At 43.4% G+C, this 20,768-nt stretch carries 14 protein-coding genes; 4 read left to right on the forward strand and 10 right to left on the reverse strand.

Annotation, left to right across the window (positions count from 1 at the left end):
* Positions 1 to 104: 104 nt before the first annotated feature.
* The gene (locus BUC07_RS05620) at positions 105 to 1,568 is read right to left on the reverse strand and encodes a hypothetical protein (RefSeq protein ID WP_073166879.1); all 1,464 of its coding nucleotides are present in this window, start codon (positions 1,566 to 1,568) and stop codon (positions 105 to 107) included.
* 99 nt (positions 1,569 to 1,667) lie between these two features.
* On the opposite strand from BUC07_RS05620, the gene proS reads away from it, so the two are divergent.
* From proS to BUC07_RS05640, 4 genes are all read left to right on the forward strand, one after another.
* Positions 1,668 to 3,143 carry a proline--tRNA ligase gene (proS, locus tag BUC07_RS05625; protein WP_073166882.1) on the forward strand — a complete coding sequence of 492 codons (1,476 nt, stop codon included), beginning with the start codon at positions 1,668 to 1,670 and terminating at the stop codon, positions 3,141 to 3,143.
* A gap of 265 nt (positions 3,144 to 3,408) precedes the next feature.
* The gene (gene pepT, locus BUC07_RS05630; RefSeq protein WP_073166886.1) at positions 3,409 to 4,635 is read left to right on the forward strand and encodes a peptidase T; all 1,227 of its coding nucleotides are present in this window, start codon (positions 3,409 to 3,411) and stop codon (positions 4,633 to 4,635) included.
* 13 nt (positions 4,636 to 4,648) lie between these two features.
* Positions 4,649 to 5,974, forward strand: coding sequence for a tRNA lysidine(34) synthetase TilS (tilS, locus tag BUC07_RS05635; protein WP_073166889.1), 1,326 nt, complete (start codon positions 4,649 to 4,651; stop codon positions 5,972 to 5,974).
* A 352-nt stretch (positions 5,975 to 6,326) separates the two neighbouring features.
* Entirely contained in the window at positions 6,327 to 7,700 is a 1,374-nt protein-coding gene (locus BUC07_RS05640) for a T9SS type A sorting domain-containing protein (RefSeq protein WP_175552471.1), read from the forward strand.
* Between the two features lie 152 nt (positions 7,701 to 7,852).
* Here BUC07_RS05640 and BUC07_RS05645 read toward each other — a convergent pair whose 3' ends face one another.
* From BUC07_RS05645 to BUC07_RS05685, 9 genes are all read right to left on the reverse strand, one after another.
* A complete protein-coding gene (locus tag BUC07_RS05645) occupies positions 7,853 to 8,791 on the reverse strand; it encodes a sugar phosphate isomerase/epimerase family protein (protein ID WP_073166895.1) in 939 nt (312 codons plus the stop codon).
* A 22-nt stretch (positions 8,792 to 8,813) separates the two neighbouring features.
* On the reverse strand, positions 8,814 to 10,220 hold the full coding sequence (locus BUC07_RS05650) for a Gfo/Idh/MocA family protein (RefSeq protein ID WP_073166898.1): 1,407 nt from the start codon (positions 10,218 to 10,220) through the stop codon (positions 8,814 to 8,816).
* 255 nt (positions 10,221 to 10,475) lie between these two features.
* Complete coding sequence (locus BUC07_RS05655; protein ID WP_073166901.1) at positions 10,476 to 12,704, reverse strand: GH92 family glycosyl hydrolase; 2,229 nt, start codon at positions 12,702 to 12,704, stop codon at positions 10,476 to 10,478.
* 472 nt (positions 12,705 to 13,176) lie between these two features.
* Positions 13,177 to 13,914, reverse strand: a complete 738-nt coding sequence (locus BUC07_RS05660) for a 3-keto-disaccharide hydrolase (protein ID WP_083578118.1) — start codon at positions 13,912 to 13,914, stop codon at positions 13,177 to 13,179.
* A 63-nt stretch (positions 13,915 to 13,977) separates the two neighbouring features.
* Positions 13,978 to 14,559 (reverse strand): DUF2179 domain-containing protein, encoded by a 582-nt coding sequence (locus tag BUC07_RS05665; RefSeq protein ID WP_073166905.1) that lies wholly within the window; start codon positions 14,557 to 14,559, stop codon positions 13,978 to 13,980.
* A gap of 23 nt (positions 14,560 to 14,582) precedes the next feature.
* Entirely contained in the window at positions 14,583 to 16,217 is a 1,635-nt protein-coding gene (locus tag BUC07_RS05670; RefSeq protein ID WP_245792646.1) for a peptide chain release factor 3, read from the reverse strand.
* Between the two features lie 666 nt (positions 16,218 to 16,883).
* The gene (galU, locus tag BUC07_RS05675; protein WP_073166909.1) at positions 16,884 to 17,753 is read right to left on the reverse strand and encodes a UTP--glucose-1-phosphate uridylyltransferase GalU; all 870 of its coding nucleotides are present in this window, start codon (positions 17,751 to 17,753) and stop codon (positions 16,884 to 16,886) included.
* A gap of 2 nt (positions 17,754 to 17,755) precedes the next feature.
* Complete coding sequence (locus BUC07_RS05680; RefSeq protein ID WP_073166913.1) at positions 17,756 to 18,760, reverse strand: mevalonate kinase family protein; 1,005 nt, start codon at positions 18,758 to 18,760, stop codon at positions 17,756 to 17,758.
* Positions 18,757 to 20,676 (reverse strand): AMP-dependent synthetase/ligase, encoded by a 1,920-nt coding sequence (locus BUC07_RS05685; protein ID WP_073166917.1) that lies wholly within the window; start codon positions 20,674 to 20,676, stop codon positions 18,757 to 18,759. Before BUC07_RS05685 ends, BUC07_RS05680 begins: the two co-directional genes overlap by 4 nt.
* Positions 20,677 to 20,768 lie beyond the last annotated feature (92 nt).

The following is a 20,768-nucleotide window of genomic DNA, read 5'->3' on the forward strand; positions in this document are numbered from 1 at the left end:
TTCAATGGTTTTATTAAATAAACTACCAGCCTGCTGAATAATCTTTATTCATTTTGTGAGGCTTATAATATTTTTGTTTCTACCTAAATTTTAGTTATACAATCTTATCTCCTTCTTCCTGAAGAAGAGGATGATGAACGGCTGCTTCCCGAGCTCCTTGAAGAACCTGAACTCCTGGTTACAGAACTTCCACTGCTTCTGGAGCTTGAGCCGCTGCTCCTGTAAGTGCCCGAACTGCTGCTCCTGCTTCTTGTCGGTGTGCTCCTGTAGCTACCGGAACTTGATGATTTTGTTGGAGTACTGCGGTAGCTCCTTGATGAGCTGCTGCTTGTGCTTTTTGTGTAGGTAGAGCTGGAGCGGTATGTACGGTTGTAGCTCGATGTTGACCGCGGCTTGGTATATCGGGTGTTTGAACTGCTGCCCTGGCTTACTACCCTCGGTTTGGTGTAATTGGTTGATGGCCGTGTATAAGTTCTTTGTGATGAATTACTTCCCGGCCGTGTATATGTTCTGGTATTGGAAGAAGTTTCGGAGTTTTTTACTGCTGTACGGGTATTGGACTGGCTTTCTGAAGCCCTTCTTCTTTCGGTTAAAACAGCATTGGTTTTTGACGATTTACGGTCAGTATTAACACTGCTTCTGTTTTCTGAACTGCCTTCACGCACACCCAAACTGGAAGTGCTTCTGCGGGTAGCCTGTGAGCCTTCAACTGTGCGGTTTACATCACCATTTCTGCTGCTTTTGGTTGTTGTGCCATTTGCGCGGGCAGAAGTAGTGGATGTGCGTCGGGTTCCGCTATCACCGTAACGTACATTTGTTCCGGTAGTTCTTCTTTTTCCGTACCTGTAGTTATCTGAATCGGCATACCAGCTGTTGTTAAAGTAGCCGTTGTAGTAGCCTGAGTAATATCCGCTATGCCATGAACTGTAGTATGGATATCCCCAGCTGTAGTAAGGGCTGTTCCAGTAACTGTAATATGGAGAATACCCCCAGCTGCGGTAAGGAGAATACCAGCTGTGGCCCCATCCCCAGTTCCATGAATACGACCAGGTTGGGGAGTACCATGAAGAGTAATAAAAAGGATCATAATAAGAGTCGTAGTACCAGGTGTCCCAGTAAAACGGATCGTAAAAATGCGGACGGTGGAAACGGCGAATGCGGTATGCATAATCAATAGCCTCGCCTTCGTAATAGTTGTTTATCACATATTTAACTTCATCGTCGTTGTAATAAGCAGTGGTATCCGTTCCATACATGTCCATTTCATCTATGTTATATTCCAGAGCGTCTGCATCTTCATCAGTCCCGTCGAAAATATAATTGTTCATGGTTTGCGAGCCTTCTTCATTTTCTTCAACGTCACTGATAATCATTCTTTCAGATGACTTTTCCTGAACAGGCTCATTTTGGGTAATTGTTTCTTCTTCTTCTTCCACAGTAATCGGTGGAGGAACATCTCCCGGGTTGAAGTAGATGTCGTCCGAATAGTTACTGGAGACATACGACCCCGTGGTACATGCACTGAAGATGAGTGCAACCACCGTTAAAATTGTTAATCTTGATTTCATAACTCTTCCTCCCAGTTTATTAATGTCAATAATATTTATTTTCTTTGTGAACGCTTAAATCATTTAAGTAAACTCAAAATTTGTACCAAATTTAATAAAATGGCGAAAGAATTAACACCACGAAGCGAAAATTACTCACAGTGGTACCAGGATCTGGTTATAAAGGCAGATTTGGCCGAGAATTCGGCTGTGCGGGGGTGCATGGTTATAAAACCTTATGGCTATGCAATTTGGGAGAAAATGCAGGCCGAGTTAGACCGGATGTTTAAGGAAACGGGGCACGTAAATGCATACTTCCCGTTATTTATTCCAAAATCTTTTTTTAGCAAAGAAGCCGCTCATGTTGAAGGGTTTGCAAAAGAGTGTGCGGTGGTAACTCATTACCGCTTAAAAAATGACGAAGAAAGTAAAGAAATTGTGGTTGACCCGGATGCAAAACTGGAAGAAGAATTAATTGTTCGTCCAACCTCAGAAACTATAATTTGGAACACTTACCGCAATTGGATTCAGTCGCACCGCGATTTACCGTTGCTGATTAATCAGTGGGCCAACGTGGTGCGTTGGGAAATGCGCACCCGATTGTTTTTGCGCACGGCCGAATTTCTTTGGCAGGAAGGCCATACTGCACACGCTACCAAGCAGGAAGCCATTGATGAAACCATAAAAATAATCAATGTTTACGCCGAGTTTGCTGAAAACTTTATGGCCATGCCGGTAATAAAAGGATTGAAATCGGAAAATGAACGTTTTGCCGGCGCAATTGATACCTATACTATTGAAGCATTGATGCAGGATGGAAAAGCCCTTCAGTCAGGAACTTCTCACTTTTTAGGGCAGAACTTTGCAAAGGCCTTCGATGTTAAATTTACCAATAAAGAAGGCCGCGAAGAATACGTTTGGGCAACCTCGTGGGGGGTTTCCACCCGTTTGATGGGAGCGCTTGTTATGGCTCACTCTGATGACAACGGACTGGTTTTGCCTCCAAAACTGGCTCCGATCCAAGTAGTAATTGTACCTATCTATAAGAAAATGGAACAGTTGGGAGTGATTTCAGAAAAAGTGGACACGATTGTGGCCGAGCTGAAAGCAAAAGGCATTTCAGTAAAATTTGATGATAGCGACAACAAAAAACCCGGCTGGAAATTTGCTGAATACGAGATGAAAGGTGTCCCTGTTCGCCTGGCAATGGGGCCGCGCGACCTGGAAAACGGAACCGTGGAAGTGGCTCGCCGCGATACGCTTTCGAAAGAGATAGTGCCGCTGGAAGGAATTTCTGAATATATTGAAAGACTACTTGAAGAAATTCAGCAGGGAATTTTCAACAAAGCACTCGATTTCAGAACAAAAAATATTACTAAGGTGGATACCTGGAACGAATTTAAAGAAACGTTGAATAAAAAGGGTGGTTTCATTTGGGCGCACTGGGACGGTACATCTGAAACCGAAGAGAAAATCAAAGCAGAAACAAAAGCAACTATTCGTTGCCTCCCGCTCGATAATGAACAGGAAGAGGGGGCTTGTGTCTATTCAGGCAAACCTTCAAAACAACGGGTTCTTTTTGGATTGGCTTATTAACGAAAAAAATTGAACTAAATATAGAAAAGCAGTCCGTTTAGGGCTGCTTTCCCTTTTTTAGCGTTTGTCATTCCTTAATAGATACGCAGCCGGAATAAGAAATCTGTTTTTTTCAAGCGCCTCCATTTCACAAGTTCCTCTGTTTTTTGCCCTCATTCAAAATTAAAACTTTGCGAAATGCGGCCTTTCTTTAAAGCCAATGCTTTGATGCCAGCGGTCTTTAAATTTATATATTTGTACAAATCATATAGAAAAGAGCAATTCAATGGAAAAAGTAGTAGAACGGTTTTTAAAATACGCAAAAGAATATACCACCTCAGACCCTGAAAGTAAGACTTTTCCAAGCACTGAACGTCAAAAAGTTTTCATGAAAAAACTGGAAGCTGAGTTGAAGGAAATTGGCTTGCAGGAAGTAGAAATGGATAATAATGGTTACCTCATGGCTACCATCCCGGCCAACGGAGTTGAAAACGCACCGGTTGTTGGTTTTGTTGCGCATGTGGATACCAGTCCCGACTTTTCGGGCGAAAATGTGAAGCCGCAGATTATTGAAAATTACGGTGGAACACCCGTGAAGCTGAAAAATGATGTGACCATCGATCCGGATGAATTCCCTGAAATTTTGAAATACAAGGGACAGTCGATAATTACAGCCGACGGAACTACCCTTCTCGGAGCCGACGATAAAGCCGGAATTGCCGAAATTGTTACGGCGGCCGAAATTTTGCTCAGCTATAAAAGCATTAAACACGGAAAAATCCGGCTTGGTTTTACCCCCGACGAAGAAATTGGCAAAGGTGCCGACTATTTCGATGTGAAAAAATTTGGGGCCGACTTTGCCTACACACTCGATGGCAGCGAGCTGGGCGAACTCGAATTTGAAAATTTCAATGCTGCCAGTGCAAAAATAACTGTAACCGGCCGCAGTGTTCATCCCGGCTATGCCAAAGACAAAATGGTAAATGCCCTGCTGGTGGCCAATAAAATTATTTCGATGCTGCCTGCTCATCAACGCCCCGAGCATACTGAGAAATATGATGGTTTTTACCACCTGCTTTCTTTGAACGGGAACGTGGAAAAAGCAGAAATGCAGTATTTTATTCGCGACCATGATGCTAAAAAGTTTGAACATAAAAAGCAGTTGATAGAAGAAATAATCGGTGTGGTGAATACCGAACTGGGCCGCGAACTGGTAAAACTTGAAATGGAAGACCAGTACTACAACATGCGCCAAAAAGTGGAGCCGGTAATGTATGTGGTAGATATTGCAGAAGAGGCCATGAACAAAGCCGGAGTTACACCAATTGTTAAAGCCATTCGTGGGGGAACCGATGGTGCCCGGCTTTCGTACGAAGGATTGCCCTGCCCGAATATTTTTGCCGGCGGCCACAATTTTCACGGGCCGTATGAATTTATTCCCATTCCCTCGATGCTGAAAGCTGTTGAGGTGGTTTTAAATATTGCAGAGTTAACTGGAAAACTGAAAAATTGAAAGTAACCAATTTATGCTGTCCCGTTTTACTGATTCCATAAACGAAAAACAGCTTTTTGAACCCCATCAAAAAGTACTGCTCGCTGTCAGCGGAGGCATCGACAGTATGGTGTTGCTGAATTTATTTGAGAAATCGGGATTAAATTACGGCGTGGTGCATTGTAATTTTCAGCTTCGCGGTGAGGATTCTGACAAGGATGAGCAATTCGTTAGGGAAGCTGTGTTGCAACACGGTGTTCCTGCCTTTTTTCAAACTTTTGAAACTGAAGAACATGCACGGCTGAATGGAGTTTCCATTGAAATGGCTGCCCGCGAATTGCGGTACGAATATTTTGAGGAAATCAGGATTAAGAATCAATACGATTTTATTGCCACTGCCCACCACCAGGACGATTTGCTGGAAACCTTTTTTCTCAACCTCTCGCGTAAAACCGGAATCCGGGGCTTAACCGGCATAAAAGAAAAATCGGGGAATTTAATTCGCCCGCTGCTATTTGCCAGTCGCAGAGAAATTGAAGATTTTGCCCGCGCCAATTTTATCGAATTCAGGGAAGATTATACCAACAGCGAAGTGGTTTACCAGCGCAATTTTATCCGGCATAAAATTTTGCCGCTTTTTCAGAAAATGAATCCCGCATTCAAGAAAAACCTGCTGGCCTCAATGGAACATTTAAAGGAAACTGAAGAAGTGTATTCTTTTTCCATGAACAGATGGCAGAAGAATGTGGTTTCCACCATTGACGGGAACATTGAAATTCAAATCTCCGCTTTGCTGAATTTACCTTTCCCGAAAATTCTCTTGTACGAAATTTTAATCCGCTATAATTTTAATCCTAAAGTAACAGGTCAGGTTTTTCAAAGCATTGAAAATGAATCGGGAAAGCAGTTTTATTCGCCTACTCACCGACTTGTTAAAGACCGGGAAAAGCTTTTTGTCATCGAACTTCCCAAAGAAGAAAAGCGAATTTATTACATTGAAAAAGACGATATTGAATTGTTTGAACCGTTTGACCTGGCAATTGAAAAAAACGAAAATCGGAATTTTGAAATTAGCAGAAACCCCAATGTGGCCTGCCTCGATTTCGATCAACTCGATTTCCCGTTGTTAATCCGCCGGTGGAAACAGGGCGACTATTTTCAGCCGCTCGGAATGAGCGGTTTCAAAAAGCTGAGCGATTTTTTTATCGATGAAAAACTACCGCTTCACGAAAAAGAAAACACCTGGCTGCTCTGCAGCGGGCAGCAAATCGTTTGGGTGATGGGACATCGCATCGATAACCGCTTCAAAATCACTCCCCAAACCAGGCAGGTTTTAAAAATTGAAATCAGGGAATATTAGCCGGTTTATATTCTTTTAGGGAATGAAATAGGTTAAAAACCTGTAATTTACGTCAGGTTCTAAAAGACAAGTTCGATTTTTAAACCAGCAAATCAAATCATCATGTTTAAATTTTCAATTCTGAAAAGTATATTTTTTGCGGGGCTGCTCAGAGCTTTAACAATTGTTTTTGGCCAAAACCACTGGGAGAATTCTGCCATTATCGAAATCAACAAAAACCTTGTTCTGCTTGTAGTTTGGAGAATATGAATTGAAGGATTTAAAGAATCAAAACTAATTTGAAATATATACGTATAAAAATGTTTATAGAATTTTACCAAAAAAATAATCGAATCACTAAAAACTCATGAACATGAAAAAATTTACCTTTTTATTGCTTATGGTTTTGGCTGTTTCTACCGTTTTTGCTCAACCAAACAGTCAGTTTATAGAAAAAACCGAACAAACACAAAATGCACTTCAACCCCTTATTGAAGCCAGTAACTTATTACTCAAACAAAGTGAGGCAAAAAATTATTTGATGGGTGAAAATAAACTGTTACTTAAGAATGCCCTTGCTACCCAAAAGCTCGACAGTGCAGTTTATATGGAAAGAGAACCCGGAGAAACCGAATGGAAGTATGTTTGGAAAGAGGAGTACCATTGGGATGCATCGCAACAAACCTCCACGTGGATTGAAAATGAGTGGGATGAAACTTCAGGGAGTTTTTTTGTTTCGTCCCAAACGATTACCGAGTTTAACAATGAAGGTACAATTGAAGTAATCTACAGTTATTATCGTTTTGAGCCCGGCGATGATTTGCTTCTCGAAGGCCGGATGGAGCCTGTGTACGATAACTCCGGAAGGTTGGAGTCAATTAAATATTATGCCAGCGAGGACGATGGAGAAACCTGGTTTCTGGAAATGGAAGTATTTTACTCGTATAACAACTCCGGTCAACTAATTGAAACTGTTTACTGGACCCTGGAGGACGAAGAATTGCTTCAGTCAATGCGTTTAACATATTCATACAACGAGGCAGGTGAGCGAACAATGAGTCAAACTTATTACATGATGGAAGGAGAAGAAATTTTATTTGCAGAAACCCAAAACGAATACGATAATTCGGGGCGGTTAACAAGCGAAACCGACTGGTCGTTAAATTACACAACTTTTCAGCTCACTAAATCATCAAGAATAACAACTGAGTACAATGCCACGGGTGAGGTTTCAGTTGAAATTTATTACGACTGGGATGATGTCAATGAAGTGTGGCTGGAAGTTGAAAAGGATGAGTACAGCTACACCGCCACCAACATGTCGGATGTGCTCTACCTGTCCACATTTTTTATGTATGATTTTATGGGATTTGTCGAGTTGACAGAATTTGATGGTAAAGCGGTTGCCGAAATTGCTGGCTATACCTGGGTTGATGATGATTGGCTCCATGCTGAAAATCAGGTGTTCTACTATTCGTCAATTAATGCATCGAATGTTGAATTAACCGAAAACAATGATTTTGCTGTTTTCCCAAATCCTGCCACCGATAATGCAATCTTTACCTGGTCAAATGACCATCAGCAGTTAATGCTTGAAATTTTCAAAGTTGACGGCGCAAAAATGCTCGAACGCAGGATTTCTTCCGGCCAAAATATTCAGCTTAAAAACCTTGAGAGTGGTATTTATTTATATCACATAAAAACCGAAAATGAAACCCTGTTTTCAGGGAAACTGGTAAAACAGTAGCCGGTTGCTTAAACTAATTCATTGTAATTCCGGGAAATTTCAGGATTAGCTGTTGTTTTCCGGTTTTGTTTTGAATCAACATACAGAATAAGGGGCATAAAAAACGAGTGCAGAGAACTACACTCGTTTTTATGATTTTTTTTTGTACGAATTTACTTCACAAACGGCGCGTTGTTCAGGTACTCAAAACATGCTTTCACACCTTCGAATTGTGTCATGTTCGGATCCCGGATACCTTCCAGTTCAACATAAAATTCATTCAGCCCGTTTTCGTAGGCCTTTTTGAAAATATTCGGGAAATTCATCATTCCCGACTGTCCCAAAATTGAACGGTCTTTGATGTGCAATACCGGAAACCTGTCGGGGTATTTTTCGAAATATTCCAGCGGATCGTTTGAGCCCATCACAGTCCAGTACACATCCATTTCAAAGAAAACTTTGTTGGGATCGGTTCCGTTCAGAAACAGATCGTAAATCACGTCGCCAACCGGCATCCACGGATTGCTTTGACTGGCTTTTTGCTCTTCGGTGGCAATGCGTTCAAACTCCATGTGGTGGTTGTGATAGCCCCATTTTATCCCCGCATTTTTAGCAATTTCGCCAGCTTTGTTGAACGATTCGCAAACAACAGCCACATCGTCGTGATTTTCGATTGCCGGCATCATGGGTTGCACCAGTGTTTTTACCCCGAACTTCACGTGGTCTTCAACGGCAACCTTCCAGAAATCAGTCACTTCACCCAAATTGGCCTTAGTAATTTTGCGTACCGGAGGATTTACATGCGAACCGGTAATTTTCAGGCCCGCATCTTCGGCCAGTTTGCGGTATTCTTCCGGTGAGTAATCACCCATTTTCCGGTTGCGGTAACCAGCCAGTTCAATGGTGCTGTAACCGATGTCAGCAATTCTTTTCAATCCGTTGGGAACGTCTTCGGTAAGCTCTCTTCCCAGCGAATAAATTTGCAAGCCAATTTCTTTTTTTGCCCTTGCTGAATGACTCAAAACAGTTGCTGCTGCCGGTCGGAATGAGCCGGCAATGGCACCGCCGGCTGTGAGCAGGCCCAGTTTTTTTAGAAATTCTCTTTTTTGCATAGTATCGATATATTGGTTTAAATTATAATTTATATGGTCTCCTGTAATCGTAATGATAGAGGCGGTGGTTCCAGGCTTCTTTGTCGTCTCCGAAACTCAGCGTGGCCGGATTCCAAGTCACTGGCCGTTTCAATTCGGTGGCCATATTTCCGAGGCAGCATAAAATGGCCGTGCTTGCACCCACTTCAATCGGGGCAATCGGGTCTTTTCTTTCGCGTACACTTTCAATAAAATTTTCCATGTGTGGCGAACTGATCTCGAAACTGCCTTTGCCTTCTTCAATGCTTTTCTGCATTTCTTCATACATTTTCCGCATCTCTTCGCGAGTCATTTTACGAGGCCGGCGGCCGGCAAGTTCTTCGGGTACAAGCGAGGCATCGGAACAGGCGAGGTATCCACGTGCCACTTCAATCCAGCCATTATCGCCAATAAATTTGATTCCCTGCGCACCAGGCATATCTTCGAGGTAAGGCTGCTCGGTCATCACAATTCCGTTCAGGTATTTAAAAGTCAGATATTCCTGACTGTTGTGTCCTTTGGGTATAATTTCGGCAGGACCGGAGCCATCCATTCCAATAGCAGCCTGTGCAATGTCGAACATGTGGGCGCCCCAGTCGGCGGTAAAACCATTGCCGGTTTCGGTGTACCAGCGCCAGGCTCCCCACAGTTTCTCTTTTTCAGGCGGGTCGAGTGAAATGGGTGGACAAAGATCAGGGTGATAGTGAATATTTGGGTCGTTTAACGGCCCCATCCACAAGTTGAAGTTGAGGTTGCCCGGAACCGGTTCTGCCGGAAGATCCAAAGGTTTTGGCGGATCACCTACTTTGGCATAAATTTTTTCAATATGACCAATTGCTCCTGACTGCACTAGTTCAATGGCTTTCTGAAATTCGCCGCTGGAGCGCTGCTGGCTCCCTACCTGCACCACTCGTTTTGTGTCGTTGGCAACACGCACCATTTTCATGGATTCCGTAATGGTAAAAGAGAGCGGTTTTTGCACATACACATCTTTCCCGGCCTGCATAGCGTGAATGGTTTGCAGTGCATGCCAGTGATCTGGTGTTACAACCTCAACTGCATCGATGTCAGTTCGTTCAAGTAGTTCTTCGTAGCGTTCGTATTTATCGCAGCGTGGAGCTACGCCCTGTTCTTTTTGCCAGGCTTCTACACGTCGTTTAAAACGTTCTTGTTTCATGCTGTCCACATCGCAGCCTGCCACTACCTGTACGCCCGGAACGCTGGCAAAACCGGCAAAATCGGACAATGCCTGCTGGCCCAACCCAATAAAACCAAGGACAACTCTGTCGCTCGGTGCAATTTTAATTCCGTTGATTGTCCAGCTGGGTAGAACCGTTAAACCGGTTAATCCCAAAGCCGAGAGCCCGAGAAATTTTCTTCGGTTCAATTGATTCGAATTTTTTGTATCCATAGATTTATATTTTGATGAATATTTATATTGTGTAATATTGACACAATAATACTAAAATTGATTGAATTTTCACCTAAAAGTTGATAGCCTTTTTGTGAATGTTACAAAAAAATCCATCCCGGTTATTCAGAATGGATTTTTTTAACGATATAATTTTAAAATTACCGGAAAAAATACACCAGTGGAATAGTGTTTTGTTGTTTTCCCGCAGATTATCGCAGATAAATGCAGATTTGCATTTGTCTGTATTTAAACTTAGTACACAATTGATTTCGGTCGGTTTTCAGGCGCTTTCCCAAAATCAGCATTGGGTTCACTTCCCATGAGGAAAGTGAGTGTTCCGCCCTTTATAATTGTGTCGTGCGTGATGAACGTTTTTTCATAAGGTTCGCCATTTAATTCAACCGACCGAATGTAAATATTTTGTTTGCTGTTGTTTTCAGCAACAATGGTAAATGTTTTGTCTTCAGGTAAATCAATGGCCACCTCATCGAAAAGCGGACTCCCAAAAATGTAAGCTCCGTTTGACGGGTTCACGGGATAAAACCCCATGGATGATAGCACATACCAGGCTGACATTTGCCCGCAGTCTTCGTTGCCACACAACCCATCGGGCTGGTCGTGGTACATGGTAGTGCAGATTTCGCGTACCTTTTCGGCTGTTTTCCACTGCTGACCAGCATAGGCGTAAAGATAAGTGGTGTGGTGGCTCGGCTCGTTACCGTGGGCATACTGGCCGATTAGTCCGGTAATATCTGCAGATGCACCTTCCACTTTTATGGATTCAATGGAGAACAGGCTGTCGAGTTTGGTTGTAAAAGCTTCCTCGCTGCCAAACAGATTAATCAGGCCTTCCACATCGTGCGGCACCAGCCAGGTATATTGCCAGGCATTTCCTTCGCAATAATCGTCGGTGCGGTGTTGCGAAGAAATCGGGTTGAACGGGCTTCGCCAGCTTTGGTCACTCAATTTTCCGCGCATAAACCCGGTGGATTCATCAAAATAATTCTGGTAATATTTGGCTCTTTTCGAAAAGCGTTCTGCCTCCCCGGTTTTCCCCATATCCTTTGCCATGGCCGCAATGGCCCAGTCGCTGATGGCATATTCCATTGCCCGTGCAACAGATTCCACCTGCGAATCGGCGGGAATGAAACCCTGCGATTTTATGTAATCGAGACCACGTTCATCAAGCAATGCCGAGGTTTTCATGGCTTCAAAAGCCAGTTCAGTATCAAAACCGCGAAATCCTTTAAAATAAGCATCGGCAATAACCGGCACGGCTGAATAGCCCACCATGGTATTGGTTTCGTTTCCGTGCAGGTGCCAGATGGGGAGTTTGCCCTGCTGTTTGTAAATGTCGAGCATGGTGTTTATGAAATCGTTTACCCGTTCCTGCTGAACCAGTGTAAACAGCGGGTGGGCAGCCCGGTAGGTGTCCCATAACGATAATGTGGTGTAGGTGTCGTGTCCCGGGTTTTGATGAACTTCCCGGTCGGCACCGCGGTAGTCGCCATTCACATCGCTAAATAACGACGGGGCAATCATGGTGTGGTAAAGCGCAGTATAAAACGTGCGTTTATCGGCCGCGTTTCCCGTTTCAATATTTATTTTCGAAAGTTCATTATTCCATTTTTCTTTTGCCTCATTTTGTACCTGCTTAAAATTCCAGTGGTCGATTTCGGAAGTGAGGTTGGCTTTGGCACCGTTGGTGCTCACGGGAGAAAGTGCTGTTTTGGCCAGCAACTCACCGTTTCCTTCAAATTCAATAAGTGCGGTTACCGAGCCTTGCTTTTCATTTTCCTTCAGAATCCTGAAATCAGAAATTTCTTTTGAAAATGTGGTGTAAAAGAAAACCTGCTGATCGTTGGCCCACCCCTGTGAAAGACGCTGGCCTTTCACTGTAAATTCATCCACCTGCTCCAGGGCGCCGTCGGTTAACATGTCCCATCCGGTGCCGTATTGCAGGTCGATAATCAGGTGCGAATTTCCACCGTCATTAAAATTGTATTTGTGAAATCCCACGCGTTCGCTGGTTGTGAGTTCAGCATCTATGTTGTAACGGTCGATGTGCAGACTGTAAAAACCGGGCTCCACCGTTTCGTGATTGTGCGAGTAGGTTGATTTCCAGTTAAAGGCCGAATCGGCATCCTCTTCCGGATTATAGGCATCTGAAACCGGCATGAAAACGACATCACCCAGGTCGCCGATTCCGGTGCCGCTTAAATGGGTGTGCGCAAATCCAATGAGAATGGAATCGGAATAATGGTATCCCGAACACCAGTCCCAGCCTTGCGTTTCGTTATTTGGCCCCAGTTGAACCATGCCGAACGGAACATTGGCACCTACAAAAACATGGCCGTGGTAATCGCTGCCGATATACGGATCCACAAATTGCGTGTAATCAGTTTCTACTGCTTCTTTTTGTGTACACGAAACAGCAAAAATTAAAACGGGAGCCAGAAGTGTTAATACTATTTTATTCATTGGATTTTTACTTTATAAAACTTTTTGCAAAACTAATAAAATTGTGCTGTGTTGGCTCCGTAGCCGGTGTTTATGAGCTAAATATATTTTGAGAAGCTTTGAGCTTTTGTAAATTCTATTCCATGCAGAATCCGCAAAATAAAAGAATCGCTAAAATCGCAAAGTAAAAACAAATGACTGAGAATGATATTGCTCAGTGTTCACCTATCTGAAATTACAAAGAGTAAAACCCGGGGGCTGCTCATAAATTTCAACACCAAAACGTAAAATGATAATAGTCGCCGGATGGTCTATAATCTTCAACCTTCGCGCATTTTGCGAATATAATTTTGCGCGTTTTTGCGTGGAAAATTTTACCAGCATTTTAAAGTAATTTTTAGCCTGATTATAAGTTGACAAAAAAAGCCTGCCGGCTTTTGTGATGAATTTTTCACTTGGCAGGCAGGCTTTTCCAATGTCTTTCAGGATAATTCTACAATTCTCTGATTTTTATGTTTTTGAACCAAACAGTATAGCCGTGGTCCTGCAATCCGATATAACCTTTTTTTGCAATTCCTTCAGTGAAACCCGGGAAGCTTTTGAATTTGCTGTTTTCTACCAGCTCATCCCATTCGTTGGTCCAGTGGGTGTATTCCACTACTTTGGTGCCGTTCATTGAAACGGTTGCTTTGCCATCGTTCACTTTAATAACGCATGTGTTCCACTCGCCGGCCGGATTTACGGTTGACGGGTCGGCAGCAATCATATCGTACAACGAACCGGCAAGGTGACTGTCGATTTTGTTGTCGGTGGCATTTTCGTTGTCGAGCACCTGGATTTCCGGCGCCGCGTAATAAATTGGTTTGCCCGGCTCTTCTTTTACGTAGTAGAAAATTCCGGAATTGGCCATGTCGCCTGCTTTCCAGTCAATTGACAATTCGAAGTCTTTGAATTGCTCATCGCTGAAAATGATGTCGCCACCGGCACCGTGACCCGGTTGTTTCCCTTCACCCGTAAAAACTTTCATGGCACCGTCTTCAATGGTCCAGTTGTCGGGCATGGTTTCGCCGGCATACTGACGCCAGCCGTTAAAATTTTTACCGTTGAACAACAACTCCCAGCCGTTTTTTTTCTCTTTTCTTGTCAGCTTGTTGTCTTTTTGTGCAAAAGTTTGGGTTGAGAAAACCATTACAAAGCTGATTAAAAAAACTGAAATAAGATTCTTTTTCATTTGATTGTAATTTTTACCCTTCCGGGTTTTGTTAATAATTAAATTTAATTGATCGGTTACAAATTATTTTCCTTTTCTCCACGGTCGCGATCCCTTTTTAATGGGATAGATTAAATGACTTACTGTTTTTACATCTTCAACAGAATAAAACGCCTGTGGATTGGTTGTTTTTATTATTTTTTCCACCTTCCTTATTTCGTGGCGTTTTATAATACTGTAAATTATGCTAACATTGTTATTATTGCTTCCCTTAGCCGCGTGGTGTGTTATTCCATATCCGGCTTCCTTCAGGTTTTCAATTAGTTTATCCGCATTTTTGCGGGTGATAATCTGAATTTTCAAAATGCCCACTGCGAGTTTTTCTTCTATGAGCAGCCCAATGTAGTTTCCGGCTGCAAAACCGCCGGCATAGGCAAAATAGCAGAGCCAGTTGTCCAGGTTCTGGAAGATTTTGGTCATGGCCAGCAGCCATACAAAAATTTCAACAAAGCCCAAAAAGGGTGCCCATTTCTTGGCCCCTTTTGAAATCATTACAATGCGAACGGTACCAATTGTAACGTCGGTGACCCTTGCCATGAAAATGAGCAATGGCAGCACCACGTAGGTAAATAGGGAGCTGTCGTAAAAAGTTTCAAGAATAACCATGACAGGCAAATTTATGGTAAAAATTAAAACTCCGAAGTAAAATGAAACTTAATGTCTTTAAATTCGTCCTGAGCCATTTGCAGGATGAACGGAGAATCAGCCATAAACACATCGCGCCCCAATTTGTCTTTGGCCATTTTCTGGTGTTTTCGTTTTTTAAACTCCACAAGTGTTTCCGGTTTGTCCGATTCAATCCAGCAGGCTTTGTGCATTTGCAACGGTTCAAATCGACATTTGGCGTTGTACTCATGTTCCAGCCTGAACTGAATGACTTCGAACTGCAACTGCCCCACTGTACCAATAATTTTACGGCCGTTAAACTGGCTGGTAAACAACTGCGCCACTCCCTCATCCATCAGGTGATCGATTCCTTTGTTCAGCTGTTTCGATTTCATGGGATCCGCATTTTCAATGTAACGGAACATTTCGGGGGAAAAGCTCGGCAGTCCTTTGAAATGGATTTTCTCACCGTCGGTTACAGTATCGCCAATGATGAAACTGCCGTTGTCGGGAATTCCGATAATATCGCCGGGGTAGGCTTTTTCAACAATTTCTTTTTGTTCGGCCATAAAAGCAGTCGGGCTCGATATCCGGATATTTTTACCCAGCCGGGTATGCGTATATACTTTGTTTCGCTCGAATAATCCGGAGCAAACCTTGGCAAAAGCAATACGGCTGCGGTGGTTGGGATCGATGTTGGCGTGAATCTTAAAAATGAAGCCGGTGAAGTTTTTTTCATCGGGTTTCACCACGCGTTCTTCCGCTGTTGAAGGTTGCGGTGTTGGTGCAATTTCAAGAAATGCATGAAGCAGTTCGTCCACGCCAAAATTATAAAGGGCACTGCCAAAAAATACAGGGGCAAGATTTCCTTCGAGGTAGCTTTGGCGGTTGAATTCCGGATAAACACCTTCCACCAGCTCCAGCTCTTCGCGCAGCGTTTCGGCATCGTCGCCAATATGGTTTTCCAGTTCAGCACTGGAGACATCTTCAAACTGAAGCCCCTCTTCAATTTCCTGAATACTCGGGTCAAACAGTTTCAGGCTTTTGGTGAAAATATTGTAAACCCCTTTGAAATCGGGGCCGTTGTTAATGGGCCAGCTCAACGGGCAAACCTGAATTTGCAGCTGGTCCTCAATTTCATCGAGCAGCGTGAAGGAGTCTTGTGCAGGGCGGTCCATTTTATTGATAAATACGATGACCGGTGTTTTGCGCATCCGGCACACGTTCATCAGTTTTTCAGTTTGCGGCTCCACACCTTTTGCGGCATCGATAACAATGATTACGCTGTCAACCGCGGTGAGCGTGCGGAATGTGTCTTCCTGGAAATCCTGGTGACCGGGGGTGTCGAGGATGTTAACTTTATATCCGCTATATTCGAACCCCATCACCGAAGTAGCGACCGAAATTCCGCGCTGCCGCTCAATTTCCATGAAGTCGGAAGTGGCGCCTTTTTTAATTTTGTTGCTTTTTACAGCGCCTGCTACATGAATAGCGCCTCCAAAAAGCAGTAGTTTCTCGGTTAATGTGGTTTTACCGGCATCGGGGTGGCTTACGATTCCGAATGTGCGACGACGTTGAATCTCTTTTTCTATGGTCATTCCAATCCTGTTAATTTTCGGGGCAAAAATAACAAACAAGTCGGGACTTTGAGTTTCCAACTCAAAGATTTAAAAAAAACGTTTTCTTCAGTTACCCGGTTAGCGGTTCGATCCGCTTACCGGGTAAGGTTGAATGAGCAATTTGGAACCCGACTGTCCCGGTTATGTGAAGCACGAAAGAAAGGCAAAAAAAACTCCCACCGAAGCGGGAGTACAGGACTTAATATCCTTCGGCATACCTGTCTGCCGAACAGGCAGGTAGCCTTATTGTGATAAGATGTAAAATTGAAATGATATTCACCGTGTTATAAAACAAAGACCTTTAACTGCTGTGGCGGCAATGGAGGAACTGAGCAGAGTTATGGCTGTTCCCGTAAGAATCAAAAAAGAAACCATCTGGCTAAGGACAGATATCCCTCCCAATGCCATTGGAATGAAGATACCACCAAAAATTTCACCTCAAAATAAGAAAATGTAGTGGCATAAATCGCGGCGAGTCTATTAATCTGTTTGATTATAAAATGCTTGTAAAAAATCAACTGTCAAACACGGGAAGTCCAAAAATTCCAAAGGCCATAATTAGCGCGAATAGTACTTTTTTGTTCATAGTGTAATTTTTAAGTTAATGTTTTAAAAAATAACTAATTAATACACTCCCAAATCTATTTTTCTGGATGATGTTCATGAAAACCGGGGTTGAAAATTGTCAAGCCAGCCCGGAGACATTTACAAATCCCCGGAAAATTCTTTCAGCCATTTTCGGAGTGGGGCTCCAATTTCTTCATTCATCAACCCATAAATAATATTTGTTTTTATGAAGTCGAGTTTGTTGCCAATATCGTAGCGTTTACCCTTGAATTGCAATCCATACATGGCATAGCGTTTCACCATGTCGCGCATGGCATCGGTGAGCTGTATTTCGTTGTTTTTTCCGGGTTTTGTTTTTTCCAGGTACTTGAAAATTTCGGGCGTGAAAATATACCGGCTGGCAATGGCAAGGTTCGATGGAGCTTCTTCTACTGTTGGTTTTTCAATAAAATCTTCGGCAATCATCACGTTTTTTTCCAGTGTTTTGCCTTTTATAACTCCGTAGCGGTGTACTTTATTTCGCGGAACTTCTTCGAGCGCCACCACCGAACTTTTGTAGCGTTCGTAAACATCCATCAGCTGTTTGGTAATTGGTTCTCCCTCACCGCTTATCAGTGTATCGCCAAGCAAAACAGCAAATGGTTCATTCCCTACGTGGTCGCTTGCATAACGAATGGCATCGCCCAGTCCGTTCATCTCTTTCTGCCAGATAAAGTGAATATTGGCCAGCTGCGATATTTTTTTGACTTTCTCCAGCAGCTCAAACTGTTTTTTGGCCACCAACGACTCTTCCAGGATTGGACTCCTGTCGAAGTGTTCCTCAATAGCCCGCTTCCCTTTTCCAATAATCATCAGGATGTCGGTAATTCCGCTGGCTACGGCTTCTTCCACTACATACTGAATTACAGGAGTGTCCACTATCGGAATCATCTCTTTGGGCTGCGATTTGGTGATGGGCAAAAACCGGGTTCCCCATCCGGCGGCGGGTATTACTGCTTTTTTTATCATCTCTAATTCTTGTTTACAATGTTGGGTTTTATTACTTCAATATCTTTTTTGGCCAGTGTCTCTTTCAGCCTTTTAAACATTTCGTCGTTTTTGTAAGTGCCGATTATTGCTCCGCCCGAACCGGTAAATTTTGCCGAAGCGCCAACCGAACGCGCGGCTTCAACCATTTCCACATTTCCTTTTGAAATGGGGATGAGGCTGTGGCGCAAATCGAAGTTGGCATTGATGAGGCGGTGCATGGTTTCGCAATCGCGGGTTTTCAGCGCGGCTTTAAAATCTTCAGTAAAACCGGCCCATTTTTCCATGGCCTCCAATACTTTTGGTTCACCAATATTGAAACGTGCCCTCAGGTTATTGTGCAATACTTCGGTGCCTTCCGAAAGGTTTTTGCGGAAAGCGATGTACATGTTCGGGAAACTTTCGGCATCCAGCACTTCGTAGTTGCCAAATCCCTGTTTTTCCATTGTTTTCTTGTTGAAATCCATGTAAACGGGCTGTTCGTAGGCTTGTGCCACGCGATCCTGTAAACCGGCTGCAATGCCCAGCTCCTGGTTTTCGACATTCAGCACGAGGTTAGCCAGAATGGCTTTGGGGATGGCCACGCCGTAAAATGAAATGAGCGCTTTCATGCAGGCTGTAATAATAGCGCTCGAACCGGCAAGCCCCAGCCGCAGCGGTATGTTCGAATCGTAACGGATAGTAAAATTCCGTTCGTCGAGCTGAATGTTGCACTCCCGGCAATAATCGTAAAACACCTTTATGGTGGCTTTCAGCAATCTGATGCCTCCGTAGTAACCCGATGAGTTGACATTTTCAACCAGCTCCTGCATGCTGCTGAAACGGGTTTTGTCGAGCCGCTGCGGCTGAATATCGAGTTCAGGAGTGTGGTAAAGCTGAACTTTTGCCTGAAAATTTGAAAACAGGAACGCGATGGTTTTTCCAAAATAACCATCTGACGGGTTTCCGATTACCGCTGCCCGGGGGTGACAAAGTGTTTCAATAATCATTTTTTAGTGCGTTTTAAGTTCCATTTATTTATGGCCGCTGTGTTTACATCATTTTCGATGTTGCGGGCCAGTGGTGAGTATAAAAATTCGAGTTCTTTGTTAAAATAGTCGCATATTTTTCCCCTGACCATTTTCATGGTGGTGTTCATCAACCCGTTTTCCTGGTTAAAACTTTCGGGCAACACAACAAATGTTGCAGGCAGCCAGCGGTCAGGAAACAAATTTTCATGTTCTCCACCTTTTTTGAATTGGTTGATTTCATTTTGCAGAATCAGCACCGATTCAAGGTTTCCCTCTTCGCTTCCCGGTTTAATGTTGCGTTTATCCAGTTCGCGGTTAATGGCTTCAATTTCGGGGACCAGCATGGCTGAGGTATAAGGATTTTGATTGTTGTAAAGCATCATTTGCTGAATAAAAGGTGATTGTTCCACAATGGCTTCTTCAATTCCTTCGGGACTGAATTTTTCGCCATCGTTGCCAATCAACAGGCTTTTGAAACGACCGAGAACATACAAAAATCCGTCTTGGTCCATGTAGCCCATGTCGCCGGTGTGCAGCCAGCCGTTTCTTATTGTTTCTTCGGTGGCTTTCTCATTTTTCCAGTAGCCCAGCATCACATTGTCGCCTTTTACCACTATCTCGCCTTTTTGTCCGGTTGGCATTTCGTTGCCATCGTCATCCAGGATTTTCAGGTCCATGTATTTTACCAGCTTTCCTGACGAACCAAATTTTATGGCATGCAGAGCGTTTGACGAGATAACAGGAGATGCTTCGGTTAAACCATATCCCTGGCAAACCGGAATGCCTATGGCATAGAAAAAGCGTTGCAGTTCAATATCGAGCAGGGCGCCGCCGCCAATGAAAAATTTTAGCTGGCCGCCAAAACCTTCTCTTATTTTTTGGAAGAGGATTTTATCGAAAACCCAAAGCAGCGGTTTTAAAATGAATTTCCATCCTTTGCCGCGGTTGTATCCCAAATCATTGTGAATATATGCCACTTTTAAGGCAAACTGGAAAACTTTATAGAGCGTTTCTCCTTTTTGCCGGATTTGGTTCTCAATATTTTGTCTGAATTTTTTTGAAAATGCAGGCACACTCATTAGCAGCGTGGGTTGAATTTCTTTTATGTTTTTAGGAATATTTTTTAAGGTTTGCAGGGCATTTTTACCGGGCTCAACAGACGCAATGCTGGCACCCTTAAACATAAAAGCGTAAAGACAGGCTGTGTGTGCAAACGCATGGTCCCACGGGAGAATGGCCAGTGTGCGCCATTCGGGTTGCAGTTCCATCAGGGTATTCGACTGCACCACGTTGGCCGCATAATTCAGGTGCGAAAGCATAATTCCTTTCGGATCGGCTGTGGTGCCGGATGTGTAGCTGATGTTGGCCAGATCGTTGGGCTGAATGTTTTTCCATATCTCTTCCAGTTCACTGTTGTGTTCTTTAAGGTATTCTTCTCCTTGCTGAATCAGATCCTGGTAGTTTACATCATCTTTTCCCGGATTTTCTTTTCCATCAATGAAAATTATTTTTTCAAGTTCAGGAAGGCTTTCCCTGATATCTTCAATTTTTTCAGTGTGGGGTTCTGAAACAAAAATATACTTGCTTCCACTGTGTTTCAGTCTGAAAATCAGCTCTGATTCGTGAAGCCTGATGGAAAGCGGGACGTTAACCCCGCCGGCATAAAGCATTCCCAGTTCGCTGATAATCCAGTCGTTGCGTCCATCGGATACCAAACCCGCCCGGTCGCCTTTTTTGAAACCCATTGCCACCAGGCCGGCGGCCAGTTTCAATACAATTTTGCGTGTTTCTTTATACGTTGTGCCCTGGTATTTACCATCCTTTTTTTCCCAGAGGTAAACGTTGTCTGGGTAATTGGCAACTGTGGTCTCAAAAAGTTCGATGATTGTTTTCATTACAGATGATTCCTGATTAAATTTAGTAATCCAAAAGTAAAAAAAAATGGGAATTATTTTATTCTGCTACTATCAGGGTGGTTTAAGATTGA

Source organism: Tangfeifania diversioriginum, from assembly GCF_900141875.1.
In the GTDB taxonomy this organism is placed as follows: Bacteria; Bacteroidota; Bacteroidia; order Bacteroidales; family Prolixibacteraceae; genus Tangfeifania; species Tangfeifania diversioriginum.